Consider the following 18323-nt stretch of genomic DNA (forward strand, 5'->3'; position numbering starts at 1 on the left):
ACCACACCGAAGTGCACCACCGAATGGCTACCCCCACCCCACCTCGACACCGGCCAACACACCACCAACGCCTACCACCACCCCGACCGACTCCTCAGCCGGCAGCACAGGAACACACCAAACGACGAGGACGTCCCCTAACGCTCCACGCCGCCCTGGTCGATTCCCCGGTGACCCAGCGGGGACTTCAGCATGGCCGCGACATCAACATGCGCCACAAAGAAAGCTGTTCCAGCGCAAGGCAATTCGATCGCACTGCGACGCTTACCCGCCACCTCCGCCGCAGCCACCACCACCACAGCCGCCGCCGCCGCCACAGCTACTCCCGCCGCAATGACCGGACCCGCCACCACAACTCGTTCCGCCGCCGCCTCCACCACCGCAGCTGCTGCCACCACTGCCGTAGAGGCCGACCCCGGCCGCCGTCCCGGCGGCCCAGATCTTGCGCCGCTTTGTGGCCTGTCTCTTCGCCTCACCCAGGGCGCGCCACACCAATACGAAGACGGCCAGCGCCAGGACCGCCACCACGATGCCGATTGCTATCCAGATTGAGCCCCCACCCATGAACAAGACCCTACCCGGCCACTGATACCGCCTAAAGTTGACTCTGTGCGGCGTAGGGGGCCTGACTTCGATCGAATGTCCGCCGCGGTGGCAGAGCTGGAATTGCCGCCGGTGGTCTTCAAGAGTTGCCCATGGCAACCGCGCTCACTTGTCGAGACTGGTTTACGACAATGGCTCCGATGCTGCGCGCCTGCGTTACGGGACGGCCAGGTGATCGGGATGCCCTCGCACGCGGTGGACGAGGCATGGCACGGCCTGATCCTCTGCACCGCACAGTATTCCGCGTTCTGCGAGGCAGCGTACGGACGGTTTCTCCACCACCATCCGGACGGCGGCACCCCACAAGATATCCCCGCAGCTCACGATTCGGCCGACGAGCAGCTGCGCCGGACGATCGTGGCGTGGTCGATGGTCGCGGCCCCTGGCGAGCCGTGCGTGCTATGGGACCTCGACCACCGCGTCGGCGTGGAGGACCCATGGGGCATCGCCGCAGACAGGGTCGCGCAGATTCAGACCGCCATTACAGCGGAGATGCTCCCCGTAGGTGCTCGAAGATCAGCGATGTCTGGGTACCGGCGACGTCCGCATCAGCGTTGAGGTTGTCCACCACGAACTTTCGTAGATCGTCGGTGTCGCGGGCGGCGACGTGCAGGATGAAGTCGTCACCCCCAGCCAGGAAGTAGACGTCCATCACCTGCGGTTTGCGCCGGATCTGCTGGATGAAACTGCGGATCTTCCCACGGGCATTGGACTGCAGACTGACCGAGATCATCGCTTGCAGCGACAGCCCGATCGCAGACGGGTCGATATCGGCGTAGAACCCGCGGATCACCCCGAGCTCTTGCAGCCGCCGCAGCCTGCCGTGGCACGTCGATGGTGCGATCCCCACGCTATCGGCGAGTGCACTGTTGGAGATGCGGGCATCGCTGTGCAGGATCGTCAGAATTCTGCGGTCGACGTCGTCAATATCCGTCGTCCGAACATCCTTCGACGCAGGCGGGATACGCGCCATCGATCCTGTCGATTCTTCGTTCACAATCCAACTTTAACGAATCATCATCAAACATATTGCCTAGTTGTCGACATTTCTTCACACTTAACGCAACCCACAGACGATATCTAGGAGAGATCATGCGCGTCGGCATCCCGACCGAGATCAAGAACAACGAATTTCGGGTGGCCATCACCCCGGCCGGTGTCGCCGAACTGACCCGCCGTGGACATGACGTGGTCATCCAGGCCGGCGCCGGTGACGGTTCCGCCATTTCCGACACTGATTTCAAGGCCGCCGGCGCCGAGATCGTCAACACAGCAGACGAGGTCTGGACCCAGGCCGACCTTCTGCTGAAGGTCAAAGAACCTATCGCCGAAGAATATTCGCGGCTGCGTGAAGGCCAGACGCTCTTCACCTACCTGCACCTAGCGGCGTCCAAGCCGTGTACCGATGCGCTCCTGGCATCTCGCACCACCTCGATCGCCTACGAAACCGTCCAGACCGCAGACGGCGCGCTGCCCCTGCTGGCCCCGATGAGCGAGGTCGCCGGCCGGCTATCCGCACAGGTCGGCGCCTACCATCTGATGCGCAGCCAGGGCGGCCGGGGCGTTCTGATGGGCGGTGTCCCCGGTGTCGCGCCGGCCGAAGTTGTCGTCATCGGTGGCGGGATGGCCGGCTACAACGCCGCGCGCGTCGCGAGCGGCATGGGCGCCCACGTCACGGTTTTCGATCTCAACGTCAACACCCTGCGCAAGATCGACGGTGAGTTCAGCGGCAACATCGAAACCCGCTACTCCTCGACGCTGGAGCTCGAGGACGCCGTCAAACGCGCGGACCTCGTGATCGGCGCTGTCCTGGTGCCCGGGGCCAAGGCGCCCAAGTTGGTCACCAACGCGACCGTCGCAAATATGAAGTCGGGTGCGGTGTTGGTCGATATCGCGATCGACCAGGGCGGCTGTTTCGAGGACTCCCGTCCCACCACGCACGACGACCCGACCTTCGCCGTGCACGACACCGTGTTCTACTGCGTCGCGAACATGCCTGGGGCCGTGCCGCGTACGTCGACGTTCGCGCTGACCAACGCGACCATGCCGTATGTCCTCAAGCTGGCCGACCAGGGCTGGCGCGCGGCATGCCAGGCTGATGCCGCACTGGCCAAGGGCCTGTCCACCCATCAGGGCGAGCTGCTGTCCGAGCAGGTGGCCGCCGACCTCGACATGCCGTTCACGGATCCAACAGCTCTGCTGGCCTGATAGACCCGCCGGCCGGTGGTTTACCTGCCGGCCGGCGGATGGCCAAGGCAGATCAGCGCTCCGAGCGGATCCCGGATCGCAGCGAGGGTTCCGTATGGAGTGACCTCACCGGGCATCACGATCTCGGCTCCCAGCGATTCCGCGAGTTTCACAGTCTCGTCGACGTCGTCGACGGTGATGTACACCTGCCAGAACGACGGCACCTCCGGGGGAAAAAGCTTGGCGGCGTCCATAATTCCCGAGTACGCGCTCTCGCCGACGAAGACCTGACCGTAACGGTCCGGCCCGACGACTTCAGGGTCGCCGCCGGTGCCGATCTCCTCGATCCGCGCACCGATGACGCTCTGATAGAACGCGACCGAGGCGTCGAAATCTTTGCTCTGGCATTCGAACCAGTAGGGCGTGCCATGCTCGCCCCACTCCGTGAAGCCGACATGGCTGCCGGGTTGCCAGAACCCGATGACTGCACCCGCCGGATCGGTGAGAACCATCATCGACCCTAGATCGCCGATCGGCATGGGCGGCACCATCACCGACGCCCCGGCCGCCTCCGCGACTGCCACGGTGTCGGCTGCATCGCCGGTATGGAGATACACCGACCAGATGTCGGACGCGCCGCCGGCTTCGGGCATGGTCGGCGCGATGCCCGCCACGCGTTTACCGTTCCTGGTGAAGTTCTGGTAGCCGCCGAACTCCTCCTGCGGCGGCCCCTCGACCTCCCATCCGAAGATCGCGCGGTAGAACTCCGCAGCCCGCGCGGGCGCACTGCTCATCAAGTCGAACCAGATGGGAGCCCCGACGGGGGCTGCGTAGTCGCTCACAACTGCTTCCTTTCGGCGTTTGGACGATCTACCACTACAGACCTCAGACTCCACGGAAATTCATCGCGCTTGACCAAACTTGACACCTGTCAAGTAAGCTGGGGCCATGACAGCTGACGCGCTGACCATCGCGACGCCCACCACCACCGCAGAGGCCTTGACCGTGTTCGACGCGGCCGACCCCGTCGAGCCGGAATTCATGATCGGTACGTGGCACGGCGCCGAAATTCCGACCGGACATCCGCTGGACGGCTTCCTGGAGGCCAGCGGCTGGTGGGGTAAGCAGTTCGTCGACGCGGAGACCGTGCACCCGCTGCTGTTCCCGACCAGTGACACCACTGCGCTGTGGGCACTCAACCCGATACTTGCCTTCGGAGGAATCGGCGTGGCGAGCAAGATTCCACTGGTGAAGGACTGGTCCTTCGAGCGGCCGATCGCCGCCCTGCGCCCGCTCCTGGCCACCCGCCGCCCCAAGGCACGACTGCGCACCACCCGCTACCGCGGTAAGGACACCGCGACGATGGTGTACGACCAGCTACCGATCAACGATGTCTTCCGCAGGATCGACGATCAGACCGTGATCGGCGCGATGGACCTGCGTGGCTCCCGCAAGCCGTACTTCTTCGTCCTGAAACGCGACGACTCGGTGCGAGTGCTCTAGTCCCCTGCGAGCTCGGCAACGATTTCGGCGGCGGGACCCGCTTTCGTCAGACCGAACGCCGTTCCGGCCCACAGGTTTGTCCCGTGCGGATCACCGGCCGCCACCGCGGCCTTCCGCATCGGCGACGTCATCTGGTTCACCTCCGGGTAGCCGAACGGCGCCACCTCGTCGAAACGCCTGGTGAAATCGTTACGCAGACCACGGGCGTAGCGGCCCGAGAATGCCCGCGTGACAACAGTTTCGGTGAAGTCAGGGCTTGCCAGCGCAGCGCGGTGCGCGACGTTGGTGCCGGCCTCGTCCGCCAGTAGCAGCGCGGTGCCAACCTGCGCGGCGACGGCACCGCGGCGCAAGATGGCGCTGACGTCATCGGCGGTGGCCAGTCCGCCGGCGACGATCACCGGCAAGCTCAGACCGGACACCGCGTCGAGCAGATCCTCCAGCGACTGATCTGCGGGAACAGCACCCGGGTCGAACGTACCGCGGTGGCCGCCCGCTTTCGGGCCCTGGGCGATCAGTCCATCGGCACCCGCCTCGACGGCGATCTGCGCCTCTGCCGATGTCGTCACCGTGACCAAGGTCAAGATGCCCAAGTCGCGAAACCACTTCAGGACAGCAGGTTCGGGGCAGGCGAAGGTGAACGACACCACCTCCGGTCGGGTGTCAGCGACCACGTCCAGCTTCGCTCGCCAAGCGTCATCGTCGGCATGCGGGGTGCCCAGCTCGGCCAGGTAGTGCTCGGCCAGCGGCTGCAGCAGTGCACGGTAGCGCGTCAGTTCCTCGGTAACAGCGAGGCTCGGGCCGGGAGCGAAGAGGTTGACCCCGAGTGGGCCCCCACCGGCGGCGCGGGCCGCAGCGATATCGGTATCGAACCGCTCCGCACTCAGATACCCGGCGGCGAGAAATCCGAGTCCGCCCGCAGCACCGACCGCCGCGGCCAACTGCGGGGTACTCGGTCCGCCCGCCATCGGCGCACCGACGATGGGGAGGGCGAGATCACGAACGTCGAACACCATCCGGCTACTTCGTAATGGACTGAAGTGGTTGCGGCAGTTTACGTTTCGAAGAATATGGGCCCAGCACCGCGGCGCCGTAGGACTTGGTCAGCAGCTTACGGGCGACCGCATTGACCTCGTCGACGGTAACAGCGTCGATCTGCGCGAGGGTGCGCTCCAGCGTGCGGTGCTCACCATAGTTGAGCTCGCTACGACCGATCCGGTTCATCCGTGAACCGGAGTCCTCCAGGCCCAGCACCAGTCCACCCCGCAACGAGCCCTTGCCGATCCGGCATTCGTCTTCGGTGATGCCGTCGCGGGCTACGGTTCCCAGCACCTCGGTGGTCACGGAGACAACTTCACTGAAGCGCTCAGGCAGGCACGCGGCATAGACCGAGAACGCACCACTGTCAGAGAAGGTGTCCATCGTCGAGTACACCGAGTACGCCAACCCGCGAGTCTCTCGAATCTGTTGGAACAGGCGGGAACTCAGGCCACCACCGAGAGCAGAGTTGAGGACGGACAGTGCCCAGCGGTGCTGCCAGTGCCGTCCGGGGGCACGCACGCCGAGCAGCATGTGCGTCTGTTCGGCATCGCGGTTGACCAACTCCAGCATCGGCTCGCCGCCGACCCGGCCGGTGCCCTTGCGCGGCTTCTGCGGTTTCAGGCCGCGCACCAGACGGGCGGCGAAATGCTCGCGCACCAGCGCGACGACCTCGTCGTGGTCGATGTTTCCGGCGACCGCGACGACCATCCGCTCGGGGGTGTAACGACGCTGATGGAACGAATGCAGCTGGGTCCGGGTCATCCCCTCGATCGACTCGACACTGCCGATGACGGGGCGACCCACCGGGTGGTCGCCGAACATCGCCGACAGGAACACGTCCCCGAGAGTGTCCTCGGGATCGTCGTCGCGCATCGCGATCTCTTCGAGCACCACATCACGCTCGACTTCGACGTCCTCGGCCGCGCAACGCCCGTTGAGCACCACATCGGCCACCAGATCCACGGCCAGTGCGAGATCGGTGTCCAGCACATACGCGTAGTAGCAGGTGTGCTCTTTGGCGGTGAACGCGTTGAGTTCGCCACCGACGGCGTCCATGGACCGCGCCATGTCGACTGCTGTGCGCGTCGGCGTCGACTTGAACAGGAGGTGTTCCAGGAAATGCGCGGCGCCGGCCACAGTCGGGCCTTCGTCGCGCGATCCGACGCCGACCCAGACACCGACGGATGCCGAACGCACCGATGGGACGAACTCGGTGACGATGCGCAAACCCCCCGGCAGGGTGGTGCGACGGACGCCGGATTGCTCCTGCGTCGCCTGCACCACCCTGCCGCGGGTGTAGTTGTTACGCGTCAGCGGTCGCGGCCTCGGCTGGAGCCGCTTCGGGCTGAGACGGCTCTGCGGCCTCACCTTCCTCGGCGACGAGCACCAGCGAGATCTTGCCGCGGTTGTCGATATCGGCGATCTCGACGCGCAGCTTGTCGCCGACCTTGACCACGTCCTCGACCTTGTTGATCCGCTTGCCGCGGCCCAACTTCGAGATGTGGACCAGGCCGTCACGACCGGGCAACAAGGAAACGAAGGCGCCAAAATCAGTGGTTTTGACGACTGTGCCGAGGAACCGTTCGCCGACCTTGGGCAGCTGCGGGTTCGCGATCGCGTTGATCATGTCGATCGCCGCCTGCGCCGACAGACCGTCGGTGGCGCCAACGAACACGGTGCCGTCGTCCTCGATGGAGATCGACGCGCCGGTCTGCTCGGTGATCGAGTTGATCATCTTGCCCTTGGGCCCGATGACCTCACCGATCTTGTCGATCGGCACCTTGATGGCCGTGACACGCGGCGCGTGCGGGCTCATCTCGTCGGGGGCGTCGATGGCCTCGGCCATCACCTCGAGGATGGTGATCCGGGCATCCTTGGCCTGCGCCAACGCCCCGGCCAGCACCTGCGACGGGATACCGTCGAGCTTGGTGTCCAGCTGCAGCGCCGTGACGAAGTCCTTGGTGCCTGCACACTTGAAGTCCATGTCGCCAAAGGCATCTTCGGCGCCGAGGATGTCGGTCAGCGTGACGAAGCGACGCTCCAGTTTCTTGGTGCCGTCTCCCGCGTCAACTTCGATGTCGTCAGACACCAGACCCATGGCGATACCGGCGACGGGGGCCTTGAGCGGCACACCGGCGTTCAGCAGCGACAGGGTGGACGCGCAGACCGATCCCATGGACGTCGAGCCGTTGGAGCTCAGCGCCTCCGACACCTGGCGGATGGCGTACGGGAACTCCTCGACACTCGGCAGCACCGGCACCAGGGCCCGCTCGGCGAGCGCGCCGTGGCCGATTTCGCGCCGCTTGGGCGAACCGACGCGGCCGGTCTCACCGGTCGAATACGGCGGGAAGTTGTAGTGATGCATGTAGCGCTTGGACTTTTCCGGTCCCAGCGAGTCGATCTGCTGAGCCATCTTGACCATGTCGAGGGTGGTGACGCCCATAATTTGGGTCTCGCCACGCTCGAACAACGCGCTGCCGTGCGCCCGCGGGATGATGGCCACCTCGGCCGACAGGGCGCGGATATCGGTGATGCCGCGGCCGTCGATGCGGAAGTGATCGGTCAAGATGCGCTGGCGGACCAGTTTCTTGGTCAGCGACCGGTAGGCGGCGCCGATCTCCTTCTCGCGACCCGCATAGGTCTCGCCCAGGCGCTCCAGCACCTCGACCTTGAGCTCGTCGGTGCGCGCGTCGCGCTCGGCCTTACTCGAGATGGTCAGGGCCTGCGCCAGCTGCTCGGTCGCCACGGAGGCCACCGAGTAGTAGACGTCGTCCTGGTAATCGGGGAACACCGGGTAGTCGGCGGTCTCCTTGCCCGCGGCGGTGGCGAGCTCTTCCTGCGCGGTGCACAGCGCGGCGATGAACGGCTTGGCGGCCTCAAGGCCTTCTGCGACAACACTTTCCGTCGGCGCACCGGCACCGCCGGCGATCAGCTCGATCACGTTCTCGGTGGCTTCGGCCTCGACCATCATGATGGCAACGTCGTCACCGGCTTTACGACCCGCGACCACCATGTCGAACACGGCGCCTTCGAGCTGCTCGACAGTCGGGAAGGCGACCCACTGGCCGTTGATCAGTGCGACGCGCACGCCGCCGACCGGGCCGGAGAACGGGAGACCCGAGATCTGGGTGGACGCCGAGGCGGCATTGATCGCCAGTACGTCGTAGAGATCCTTGGGATCGAGGCTCAGGACCGTGACGACAACCTGGATCTCGTTACGCAGACCGGAGATGAACGTCGGCCGCAGTGGCCGGTCGATCAGGCGACAGGTCAGGATCGCGTCGGTGGACGGCCTGCCCTCACGCCGGAAGAACGACCCCGGGATGCGTCCCGCGGCGTACATGCGCTCTTCGACGTCGATCGTCAGCGGGAAGAAGTCGAAATGGTCTTTGGGCTGCTTGCTGGCGGTGGTCGCCGACAGCAACATGGTGTCGTCGTCGAGGTAGGCGACGACAGCTCCGGCGGCTTGCTGTGCGAGCCGGCCGGTCTCGAAACGGATGGTGCGGGTGCCGAAGCTCCCGTTCTCGATGATGGCGGTCGATTCGAACACGCCTTCGTCAATTTCAGCTACAGACATAGATGTCCGCGATGCCTCTCTAGATTCACTGTTCAGCTGTTTCGCGTCGTCACGCGCAGAACCAAGGGATCCATCAATGCGGCTACGGCCGTCGATCGAAGCGGCCGACCCTCCCTTGCAGGGGCCCGGCAGCCACTACCGAAGACCGCCCACAATGAGGCCATCTCCCCGGAAATGCGGGTGACGCACAGGAACGGTCGCGCGGGTATGCCCGAACCGCACCGGTACGTTCGAGCCAGTAAGGCTCAGAACAGCCCCACTGTACACCGGGAGGTTTGGAATCCCGGCATTCGGGCAGGTCAACGCGGCAGGGACACGCCGTGTCCGGCGACGATCAGGCTACGTTCTCGACACATACCGTGAACTGTCGCTCGTCGTAGGCGTAGCCGAGTCCGCTGGCACACTGGTCGACGCTGGCCACCCCGGCCAGCACCTGGGTGGCGCGCTGCCGGTTCGCCGCCCCAGAATCCGCACAGTCGACCCGATACGGATCTCGATCGTTCTCGGGGTCGACACTCATGCAGCCCCCGACCAACCAGTCGATGTCCAGACAGACGGTGGTGGATTCGGGGGTGAAGGTGCTGCTCTGCGAATAGTACGAATCCACGTCGGTGGGACACTGGTTACTTTTCGCGACAACGGCAGCCACCTTGAAATTCGAAACGGTGCTACCGCAGTCCGCCTTGGTGGCCTCGGGCCTGTCGACCGGGCCGCTGACCTTGAGGCAGTCCCCTACCTTCAGATCAGGTCCGGCACCGATGTTGCTCAATAACCCAGAGCACCCGCTGAGCCCGAGGACCACGAAAGAAGCGACCGCCGTGGTCCCTAGGCCTGATGTCAGGGCAGCGCGGCGGGGCATCACTAAAAGGGCAAGAGCCCGAGTCAGCGACGCAGGCCCAGGCGCTCGATCAACGAGCGATAACGCGCGACGTCGACCTGCGCGACGTACTTGAGCAGTCGGCGACGACGACCGACGAGCAGCAGCAGACCGCGGCGCGAGTGGTGGTCGTGCTTGTGGAGCTTGAGGTGCTCGGTCAGATCGGAGATCCGCTTGGTCAGCAGTGCGACCTGCGCCTCGGGCGAACCGGTGTCGGTGTCATGCAGGCCGTACTGGCCCAGGATGTCTTTTTTCTGCTCGGCGGTAAGCGCCACGAATTCACTCCATCGATAGGTCCGCGATCAGTAAGGCCTTCTGACAAGAAGACCGACGCGGCCGCCGCGAACTGCAGCACACGTCGTTTCGAGCCGAAATGTTATCAGTGCAGCCCGCCGAGCCGAAATCGTGCGGGTGGCGACTGCCTACTGAGCAGCAAGAATCCCACGGGCCTTTTCGGTATCCCGGTCCATGGCCGCCACCAGGTCCTCGACGGATCCGAACTTCTCCTGACCGCGGATCCGCGCGACGAAGTCGACGGCGACGTGCTGGCCGTACAGGTCGGCGGCGGTATCCAGCACGAACGCCTCGACTGTGCGGGTCCGCCCCGAGAAGGTCGGATTGGTGCCGACGGAGACCGCAGCCTGGTAGCGCTCGCCAGGGATGACGGTACCCATCACCGGACCGTGCCCGAGCACAGTGAACCAGGCGGCATACACGCCGTCGGCAGGTATCGCCGAGTACATGGGGGGCGCCACATTGGCAGTCGGGAAACCGAGCACCCTGCCCCGGCCGTCGCCGCGCACTACGACGCCTTCGACGCGGTGCGGGCGGCCCAGCGCCTCGGCGGCAGCCACCACATCGCCGGCGTCCACGCAGGAGCGGATGTAGGTCGAGGAGAACGTCACGGTTTCGGAATGATGATGTTCGGCGACCAACGACATCGCCTCCACTGCAAAGCCGAAGCGCTCGCCGGCTCTGCGCAGCATCGCGACGTTTCCGGCCGCCTTCTTGCCGAACGTGAAATTCTCGCCGACCACCACCTCGACGACGTGCAGGTTCTCCACCAGCAGCTCGTGGATGTAGCGCTCAGGCGTGAGCTTCATGAAGTCGGTGGTGAACGGCATCACCAGGAACACATCGACCCCGAGTTCCTCGGCGAGCTCCGCGCGGCGGGTCAGCGTCGTCAGCTGTGCGGGGTGGCTGCCGGGAAAGACCACTTCCATCGGGTGGGGGTCGAAGGTCATCAACACCGTCGGGATACCGCGGGATCTACCCGCCTTGACGGCACCCGTGATCAACTCGGCATGTCCACGGTGCACACCGTCGAACACGCCGATGGTGAGCACGCACCTGCCCCAGTCTGAGGGGATCTCGTCCTGTCCCCGCCACCGCTGCACGGGCCCAAGCCTACGGTGCCGCCGCACCGTGAGCCGCGTGAGATCCCCGGATCAGGTGATGATTGCCTAAACTTTGGTGTGTGAGTCCTGATGGCGGTCCCGATCTCGGGGTACACGATTTGTCGACCGTCGCACAGGACTACCTGAAGACGATCTGGACGGCCCAAGAATGGTCCCTGGAAAAAGTCAGCACAAAGATGCTCGCCGAACGCATCGGCGTGTCGGCCAGCACCGCGTCGGAATCCATCCGCAAGCTCGCCGATCAGGGCCTGGTCGACCACGCGAAGTACGGCGCCGTCACCCTCACCGAACGGGGCCGCCGCGCCGCCATCTCGGTGGTCCGCAGACACCGGCTGTTGGAGACCTTCCTGGTCAGCGAGCTCGGTTACAGCTGGGACGAGGTGCACGACGAGGCCGAGGTACTCGAGCACGCCGTCTCCGATCTGATGATGGCCCGGATCGACGCCAAACTGGGCTACCCGCAGCGGGACCCGCATGGCGACCCGATCCCCGATCTCGACGGTCAGGTGCCGACACCGCCGGCCCAGCAGCTGGCCGTTTGTGCCGACGGCGACCACGGCGCGGTCGCTCGGATCAGCGACGCCGACCCGGAAATGCTGCGGTACTTCGACGATGTGGGCATCGCCCTGGATTCGCACCTGACGGTGTTGGCCAGGCGCGATTTCGCCGGCACGGTGTCGGTCTCGATCGGACATGACAACGACGCCGATACCGAGCCCAAGACGGTCGAGCTGGGAAGTCCTGCCGCACAGGCGATCTGGATCGTTCCCTGCAGCTGACGGCTTTCGCGACCGTTATCCCTGTGGCGGCAGCATCAGATCCTGCCAGGACTGATGCGGGTCGGCGTCGCGAGCCAGGTCGGTCTGCCGATAGGTCCGTCCATCAGGCCCGACGTACGTGCCGGTGTTCGGGTCGTACTGGGCAACTGCGATCGGCGGTGGCGCTGCTGCCGCCGGTGCCATTGTGGGCGCAGCCGCGGCGGGATCCGGCGTCCCCGGCGGGAGCTGTGGAACGGGCTGCCCGGACAGGGTGGCGTTGGGGTCGCCCTTCCAGGCGTAGCCGTCGTTGAGCGGGACGTAGTTCTCGTCGCTTTCACACATCGCAGCGGTGGGTGCACGTTTTCCGGGTTTGGTCTCACACGGAATATTGCGCGCACCACGGACATTGAACGGCGAATCCTGGGGCACGCGGCAGTACAAATTGCCCTCTGGCCGCGGCGGATAGTCCACGTCGGTGGGAACGCGCTGCTGCTGCGGCGGCAAGAAACCGGTGAGACACGCCGGCGGTAGGTTGAGATTGAGGTTGAAGGACAGGTAACCGCCCCGATAGGCCTGTTTGGTGTTTCTGTTGGCCAGGCCGGCGCCCTGCAGAATCGAAATGCCCTGTGGGAGTAGCACCAGAAGCTGTTCGAGGTTGTTGTTGTAGGTCATGCCGACTTGGTCGAGTCCCACCAGGTTGTGCAGTAATACCGGTAGCGATGGCTGGAGACGGTCGAGCAGGCCGCGGGTGGCGTCCGCGGCGCCGGGCCCGTCGGTCAACAGCCTCCCTACCGCTGGATCCTGAGTCTTGAGTTCCGTGGTGACCGTCGCAATGTTGGCCGCCCAGGCCGCGATGGAGTCCGCGGAATTGGTCTGAGAGTCCAGCACGGGTTGGGATCGATCAGTCAGGGTGATCAGCGCGTCGAGGTTCTTGCGCGCATCGATGGCCAGCGTGGTGGTTCCTTTGACCAGCCGCGACAACTCCGGTCCGAGGCCGCCGACAGCGGTGTAACCCTCGTCGATGACCGTCTTGAGATTGTCGTGGGGAATGGCCTGAATGCCTCGATTGGTCGCGGCCAGAAGAGAATTGACGTCCGGCGGGATGGAAGCCCGATCCTCGGGGATGACATCACCGTTCTTGAGCATCGGCCCGCTGCCGCTTCGGGGCCGCAGGGCGACGAACTGTTCACCGACCGCGGTTTGGCTGTGGACCTCGGCGTCCAGGTCGGCGGGGATCGGCACGCTGGAATCCAGCGACAGGATCGCGTCGACGCCAGTGTTGGTCAACCCGACGCTTTCCACGCGGCCGACTTCAGTGCCCCGGTAGGTGACGTTGCCGCTGGAGTAGAGGCCGGCGGCGGCGGGTAGATGCAGTGTGACCCGGTAGTGCCCGACTCCGAACAGATAGTTGGGCAGGCCCATATAGTGGAACGCCATCACCGACACGGCGACCAGGGTGCCGGTGGTGAAGATGGCAATTTGGATGGCGACACGCTTGGGCAGGTACACGCCTACGACCCCTGATCCATATGGTATGGAACCACCAGCGGATTTCCCGCGGTGTAGGGGCTGGGCAGCTGCCCGATGGTGCGACCCCACTGCAGTTCGAGCTCGGTGAGGTTGCCCTCGAACCGGGTGCCGGTGAAGAACGACGAGTCCAGCCGGCTCAGTGTCAGGTCGATGACCGCAGTCAGGTTGGCGTAGTCACCGCGCATCCACGTGGTCAACTGCTCCTTGGGGAACGGGAAGGTGGGCAGCACGCTCAAGGCGCGAGTCAACGCGGGGCCTGCGTCGGCCAACGACTTGAGCACCGGGGCGATGTCGGAGAGCTCACGCACCAGGGCGCTCTTCGTCTGGTTGGTCGTGTCAGTTGCGAGTGCGGAGAATTGGCCCAGTTGGGTGATGGCGTCGGCAATGTTCTGGCGTTGGTCGTCGAGCACTGCGAGCGCATCGGGAATGGTCCGCAGGGCCTTGTCGACGACCGGCTTTTGCGCGGCGATCTGGTCCACGAGGTTGTTGAGACTGTCGGCTGCGGCGATGATGTCGTCTTTTTGATCGTTGAGGTATCCGACGTAGGTGTCGAGTTGCCCGATCAAGCTACGCAAGTCGTCGGCGCGGCCGGCGAAGGCCGTGCTGAAGGCTTCGGTGATGTCTTGTATTTGGCCCACTCCCCCGCCGTTGAGCACCATAGAGATCGCCGCCAGCGTCTGCTCGGTGCTCGGGAAGGTTCCAGCGGCAGACAGCGGGATCAACGAACCCTCGTGCAGTTTGCCTTCTGGTGGGATATTCGTCGGGGGTGCGAGTTCGATGTGGAGGGAACCGAACAAGCTGGTTTGACCCAGTTTGACTGTCGCGTTGGCAGGCAGGTCCACATCGCCGTCGAGGGACATCGTCAGCAGTGCGTGCCACCCCTGCATGTCCACGCTTGTGACGTTGCCGACGGTCACATCGCCCACCTGAACGCGGGAATTAGGTTGAAGATTGGTGACATTGGGCAACTCGGCGGTGATGGTGAAAGCGCCCGGACCGCCACCGGCGGTACCCGGCAACGACAGGGAGTTCAGGCCATGCCAACCGCAGCCCGAAGTGGTCGCCACCGCCGCCGCGATGACGATTCCGGCGGTCTTCGTGCGCACACGAGGGACGCTCACTGGCCGCCTCCGGCTGGAACCATCATCCCAGTCAAACCAGACGCGGGGTCGATGGGCGGGGACTGCGCCGGTGCTTCCGCGGCTGCCGGCGTTTCACTTGGTGGTGGCTGGATCGGAGCCTGGGGCGGAACGTAGTCCGGACGCATCCAGTCCTCGCTGAAGGTCACCTCGTTCTGCCGGGCCATCGCGCCGGCCAGAGGGTTCATCCCGATCGGAGGGAAATTGAACTGGCGATTCTTGATGATCGGCGCCAGGTATTGCGCGCATAGTTTCGCCGATTGCTCGGCACCTAGTCGCGATGCGGCCTGAATGGCCCCGCACAGGAATGTGATTGGGTTCTGAAAGTTGTTGACTGACAGCGCCCCGGTCAGCGTGCCCTGAGCGGGCTGGTAAATGTTCAGGAAGTTCTGGAACGTCGGAGGCGCAACGTGGAGAACTTCCTTGATGTCGGGGATGCTGTCATGCAGCGCTTGGGACACCGAGGCCAGCTTATCGGCGGTGATACCCAGTGATTCGCGGTTGTCGTTGACGAATCCGGCCAATTGCCCAGCCAGATCACCGAGGTCGTGCACGGCATTGCCCACCTCGTTGGGGTCGTTGGCGACAAGATTGGTGACGGACGCGAGATTCTGATTGAGTTGAGCGAGCAGGTCGCTGGAGCCTTGCAGCGCCGAAACCAGCAGCGACAGGTTTTTCAGAGTGGTGAAGAGGTCGTCACTGTGATCGCCCAGCGCCGAGATCGCTTGGGAAAGCTTGACGATGGTGTCGCGAATGGTGGCGCCTTGGCCACGCAGATTGTCGGCGGTCGTGTTGACCAACGCACCGAGTGGGCTGACACCGCCCGGCTCGGTCGGCTGCAGAGCATCGTTGAGTTTCTGCAACTGCTGGCGGAAGTCGTCGAATTCCACGGGTACCGCGGTGCGATCTCGCCCGATCACGGTGTTATCGGCCATCACGGGCCCCGAGGTGTAGGGCGGGGTCAGTTGGATCGCACGGGAAGTGACCAGCGACGGCGACAGGATCACTGCCTTGGCATCGGCGGGGACCTTGTATGTGTCGTCGAGGGAGAAGCTGATCTTGACCTGCATCGGCTGCGGTTCGATCTTGTCGATCACCCCGACGGGGACACCTACGATGCGCACTTCGTCGCCGACGAAGATGCCGTTGCTGTTGTCGAAGTAGGCAACCAGATGGGTGCGGCCGATGCCGAGATCGGCTCCACCGCGCAGGATTACGACGAATCCAGCGACGAGGCTGACGATCAGCACGGCGGCCAAGCCGAGGCGTCGGCTGCGGATTCTCACTGGCCTGCCTCCGGGCTGGCGGGGGGCACCTCACCGGGCGCCAGAGAAAGCACCGGCGTGGGGGTGGACGCCGGCGCGACGTCGGCGGGTGGGCCGGGCGGCGGACCACCAGGCGGGGGCGCGGGCAGCGGCTCCCGGTAGGGATAACAACCGGTCGGACCTGGCAGCGGTAAGCCAGCCGGCCCACAGCCTGGGTCCCCTGGATTGCCGGTGATCGCATCGGGCAGTGTCAGTTTCGGGTCGCCTCCCTGGCCAGTCCGCGGGTACGGCACCGGCAGTGCCGGCGTGCCGGGCTGCCCGACCTGCGGGTCGACGCGCTGCGACGGGAGCAGCACGTTGGGATCGAGACCGAGATCGGAAAACGCGGCATCGATGAACGGCTGCACGAACTGGCCGGGCAGCAAGTTGGCAAGGTAGGCCTTGAAGAAGGGGCCCGACCCCACCGACTCCCCCAGCGAGGTCGCGTAATCGCGCAAACCCTTCAGTGCCTCTTGGATCCTTGTCTTGCGGTTATCGACGATCGTGAGCACACCGTTGAGCCGATCCAGGGCAGGCTTGAGCGTAGTGCGATTGTCGGCGATCAATCCCGTGATCTGCTTACTGAGCGCCGAGAAGTTGCTAGAGAGCTGATCCAGTGCGCTGCTTTGACTTTCCAGCTGAACCAACAGGGCGTTGGTATTGGCGACCAGGCTGACGATCTCATCGCTGCGCTGAGCCAGAATGCCCGTGGCCTTGCTGGCATTGCCCAGCAACGACCGTAGCTGCGCGTCGCGTTCGTCGAGGGTTTGGGAGAAGCGCGCAACTCCGTCCAACGCCGCCCGCAGCTGGGGCGGGGTGTCGGCGAAGGTCTGCGACAGCACGGTCAGCGAGCTGGACAGCTGACCGGTGTTGAGGCCGCTGATGGTCGCCGAGAGGTCTCCGAGCGCATCAGGCAGCTGATACGGCGAGGTGGTTCGCGCGAGCGGAATCGTACCTTGTTGCGTGCCGTCCCCGATCGGAGTCACTTCGAGCACCTTGGAGCCCAGAAGCGCCTTGGTCTTGATTGCCGCCTCGGAACGATCGCCGACTCGGATGTTGTCATCGATGTCAAAAGTGATCAGGGCGTGTGCATCCTGCAGCGAGATGCTCTTGACCTCACCCACCTTGAAACCAGCAACCTGCACTGCTGCACCGGTTTTCAAGCCGCCCGCGTCGGCGAAACTCGCCGAGTAGGTGCGTCCCTGGGCATATGACACAACGGTGCGGAACTGGAGAGCACCGATGACCAGTGCCGCCAGCACGACGGCACCGATGACACCGAGCACGACGGGATTGCGCTCGGCGAACGGCTTCATCGGTTCCCGGTTGCCGAAAGGCTTCTTCATCGCGGGGTGCACCTGCCCGTATCTTGGCCCGCCAGTTTGACGTACACGGGTTGTCCACCCTTTCCGTTGACCTTGAGCACGATGTCGCACATGTAGAAGCTGAAGTAGTCACCAGTCAGTGCCTGGCGGCCGAGGACCTTGTAAGCGTCGGGCAGGGTGTTGAGGAAGTCGTCGAAGAAGTCCTTATCGCCTAGCACCGTCGCCGCCACCCGATCGGTCTGGGTCACCGTTTCCTTGAACGGGGCACGGGCTTGGGTCAGTAAGTCGGTGATGGACGCTGCGGCCGCGTTGGTGTAGGCCAGTCCGTTGCTGAGATCCTGTTTGCGAGCCGCCAGCCCGCCGACCAGAGACGATAGCGAATCCACTGCCTTGGCGAACTGGTCGCCCTGGCCTGCCAGTGAGCCGAGCACGGTGTTGAGGTTGACGACTACCTGCCCGATCAACTGATCGCGGTCGGCCAGCGTGCTGGTCAGTGCCGCTGTCTGGGTCAAGAACGAACCAATGGAAGCACCTTGGCCTTGGAAAGCGGAGATGAGCTCGCCAGATAACGCGTTGACCTGGTTGGGGTCCAAGGCGCGAAACAGCGGGCGGAAGCCGCCGATCAATGCGTCCAAGTCAAGCGCCGGGGAGGTGTGATCCAAACCGATAGTGGCGTGTTCGGGCAGCCGTTTGGTGCCCCCCGCCCCCTCGAGCAACTCGAGATACCGCCCGCCGATCAGGTTGTCGTAGTGGATGGCGGCGCGGCTGCCATCGGTCAGGAAGACCCGATCATTGGCGGTGAACTCCACCGATGCGGTGCTGTCGGCGTTGACCGAAATGTGGGTGACCTTACCCACTTCGACACCGGCTACTCGGACGAAGTTTCCTCCTGCCAGCCCGCTGACATTCTTGAACACCGCTGTATAGGTCTTACCGTCCTCGAAACGGAACTGCGCGTATATCGCCAGCAGCGCAAAGGTTCCCAACAAGCAGACCACGACGAAGACACTCAGGCGCGCAACAGCACCGGACAGGTTGTCTTTCATTGCGTCCTTCCCTGGCGG

The 18323-nt window shown here is 64.5% G+C and carries 18 protein-coding genes; 4 read left to right on the forward strand and 14 right to left on the reverse strand.

Annotated elements, in window-relative coordinates; all coding sequences use genetic code 11:
* Positions 1-264: 264 nt before the first annotated feature.
* On the reverse strand, positions 265-564 hold the full coding sequence (locus tag H7J73_RS10425; protein WP_264067277.1) for a hypothetical protein: 300 nt from the start codon (positions 562-564) through the stop codon (positions 265-267).
* Between the two features lie 75 nt (positions 565-639).
* On the opposite strand from H7J73_RS10425, the gene H7J73_RS10430 reads away from it, so the two are divergent.
* The gene (locus H7J73_RS10430; protein WP_264067278.1) at positions 640-1161 is read left to right on the forward strand and encodes a UCP032817 domain-containing protein; all 522 of its coding nucleotides are present in this window, start codon (positions 640-642) and stop codon (positions 1159-1161) included.
* Here the strand turns inward: H7J73_RS10430 and aldR are convergent.
* Positions 1085-1576: an HTH-type transcriptional regulator AldR gene (aldR, locus tag H7J73_RS10435; protein ID WP_276031142.1), complete on the reverse strand. Its 492-nt coding sequence runs from the start codon at positions 1574-1576 to the stop codon at positions 1085-1087. The genes H7J73_RS10430 and aldR overlap by 77 nt on opposite strands.
* 119 nt (positions 1577-1695) lie before the next feature.
* Here aldR and ald point away from each other — a divergent pair, with 119 nt between their 5' ends.
* On the forward strand, positions 1696-2811 hold the full coding sequence (gene ald / locus H7J73_RS10440; protein ID WP_264067280.1) for an alanine dehydrogenase: 1116 nt from the start codon (positions 1696-1698) through the stop codon (positions 2809-2811).
* Positions 2812-2831: 20 nt separating this feature from the next.
* On the opposite strand, the gene H7J73_RS10445 is transcribed toward ald, so the two are convergent.
* Positions 2832-3632: a VOC family protein gene (locus tag H7J73_RS10445; RefSeq protein ID WP_264067281.1), complete on the reverse strand. Its 801-nt coding sequence runs from the start codon at positions 3630-3632 to the stop codon at positions 2832-2834.
* Between the two features lie 106 nt (positions 3633-3738).
* Between H7J73_RS10445 and H7J73_RS10450 the strand changes: the two genes are divergently transcribed.
* Complete coding sequence (locus tag H7J73_RS10450; protein ID WP_264067282.1) at positions 3739-4293, forward strand: DUF4334 domain-containing protein; 555 nt, start codon at positions 3739-3741, stop codon at positions 4291-4293.
* Here the strand turns inward: H7J73_RS10450 and H7J73_RS10455 are convergent.
* The 6 genes from H7J73_RS10455 to H7J73_RS10480 form a co-directional block, all read right to left on the reverse strand.
* Positions 4290-5306 carry a nitronate monooxygenase gene (locus H7J73_RS10455; RefSeq protein WP_264067283.1) on the reverse strand — a complete coding sequence of 339 codons (1017 nt, stop codon included), beginning with the start codon at positions 5304-5306 and terminating at the stop codon, positions 4290-4292. The two genes, H7J73_RS10450 and H7J73_RS10455, sit on opposite strands and share 4 nt — an antisense overlap.
* A gap of 4 nt (positions 5307-5310) precedes the next feature.
* Positions 5311-6612, reverse strand: coding sequence for a M16 family metallopeptidase (locus H7J73_RS10460; protein ID WP_264067284.1), 1302 nt, complete (start codon positions 6610-6612; stop codon positions 5311-5313).
* Positions 6613-6634: 22 nt separating this feature from the next.
* Complete coding sequence (locus H7J73_RS10465; protein WP_264067285.1) at positions 6635-8908, reverse strand: polyribonucleotide nucleotidyltransferase; 2274 nt, start codon at positions 8906-8908, stop codon at positions 6635-6637.
* A gap of 334 nt (positions 8909-9242) precedes the next feature.
* Positions 9243-9749: an LppU family putative lipoprotein gene (lppU, locus tag H7J73_RS10470; RefSeq protein WP_435405465.1), complete on the reverse strand. Its 507-nt coding sequence runs from the start codon at positions 9747-9749 to the stop codon at positions 9243-9245.
* A 41-nt stretch (positions 9750-9790) separates the two neighbouring features.
* Positions 9791-10060, reverse strand: coding sequence for a 30S ribosomal protein S15 (gene rpsO / locus H7J73_RS10475; protein WP_264067287.1), 270 nt, complete (start codon positions 10058-10060; stop codon positions 9791-9793).
* A gap of 147 nt (positions 10061-10207) precedes the next feature.
* The gene (locus H7J73_RS10480) at positions 10208-11182 is read right to left on the reverse strand and encodes a bifunctional riboflavin kinase/FAD synthetase (protein ID WP_264067288.1); all 975 of its coding nucleotides are present in this window, start codon (positions 11180-11182) and stop codon (positions 10208-10210) included.
* Positions 11183-11262: 80 nt separating this feature from the next.
* On the opposite strand from H7J73_RS10480, the gene mntR reads away from it, so the two are divergent.
* The gene (gene mntR / locus H7J73_RS10485; protein ID WP_264067289.1) at positions 11263-11982 is read left to right on the forward strand and encodes a manganese-binding transcriptional regulator MntR; all 720 of its coding nucleotides are present in this window, start codon (positions 11263-11265) and stop codon (positions 11980-11982) included.
* A 15-nt stretch (positions 11983-11997) separates the two neighbouring features.
* On the opposite strand, the gene H7J73_RS10490 is transcribed toward mntR, so the two are convergent.
* Genes H7J73_RS10490 through H7J73_RS10510 form a run of 5 tightly spaced genes read right to left on the reverse strand, consistent with a single transcriptional unit; the run spans position 11998 to position 18305 of the window.
* The gene (locus tag H7J73_RS10490) at positions 11998-13470 is read right to left on the reverse strand and encodes an MCE family protein (RefSeq protein ID WP_264067290.1); all 1473 of its coding nucleotides are present in this window, start codon (positions 13468-13470) and stop codon (positions 11998-12000) included.
* 2 nt (positions 13471-13472) lie between these two features.
* Complete coding sequence (locus H7J73_RS10495) at positions 13473-14597, reverse strand: MCE family protein (RefSeq protein WP_308207406.1); 1125 nt, start codon at positions 14595-14597, stop codon at positions 13473-13475.
* Between the two features lie 11 nt (positions 14598-14608).
* A complete protein-coding gene (locus H7J73_RS10500) occupies positions 14609-15916 on the reverse strand; it encodes an MCE family protein (RefSeq protein WP_264067291.1) in 1308 nt (435 codons plus the stop codon).
* Positions 15913-17250, reverse strand: coding sequence for an MCE family protein (locus H7J73_RS10505; protein WP_264067375.1), 1338 nt, complete (start codon positions 17248-17250; stop codon positions 15913-15915). Before H7J73_RS10505 ends, H7J73_RS10500 begins: the two co-directional genes overlap by 4 nt.
* A gap of 26 nt (positions 17251-17276) precedes the next feature.
* A complete protein-coding gene (locus tag H7J73_RS10510) occupies positions 17277-18305 on the reverse strand; it encodes an MCE family protein (protein WP_264067292.1) in 1029 nt (342 codons plus the stop codon).
* Between the last annotated feature and the right edge of the window lie 18 nt (positions 18306-18323).

The sequence above is a fragment of the Mycolicibacterium komossense genome (assembly GCF_025822605.1).
GTDB classification, from domain to species: domain Bacteria; phylum Actinomycetota; class Actinomycetes; order Mycobacteriales; family Mycobacteriaceae; genus Mycobacterium; species Mycobacterium komossense.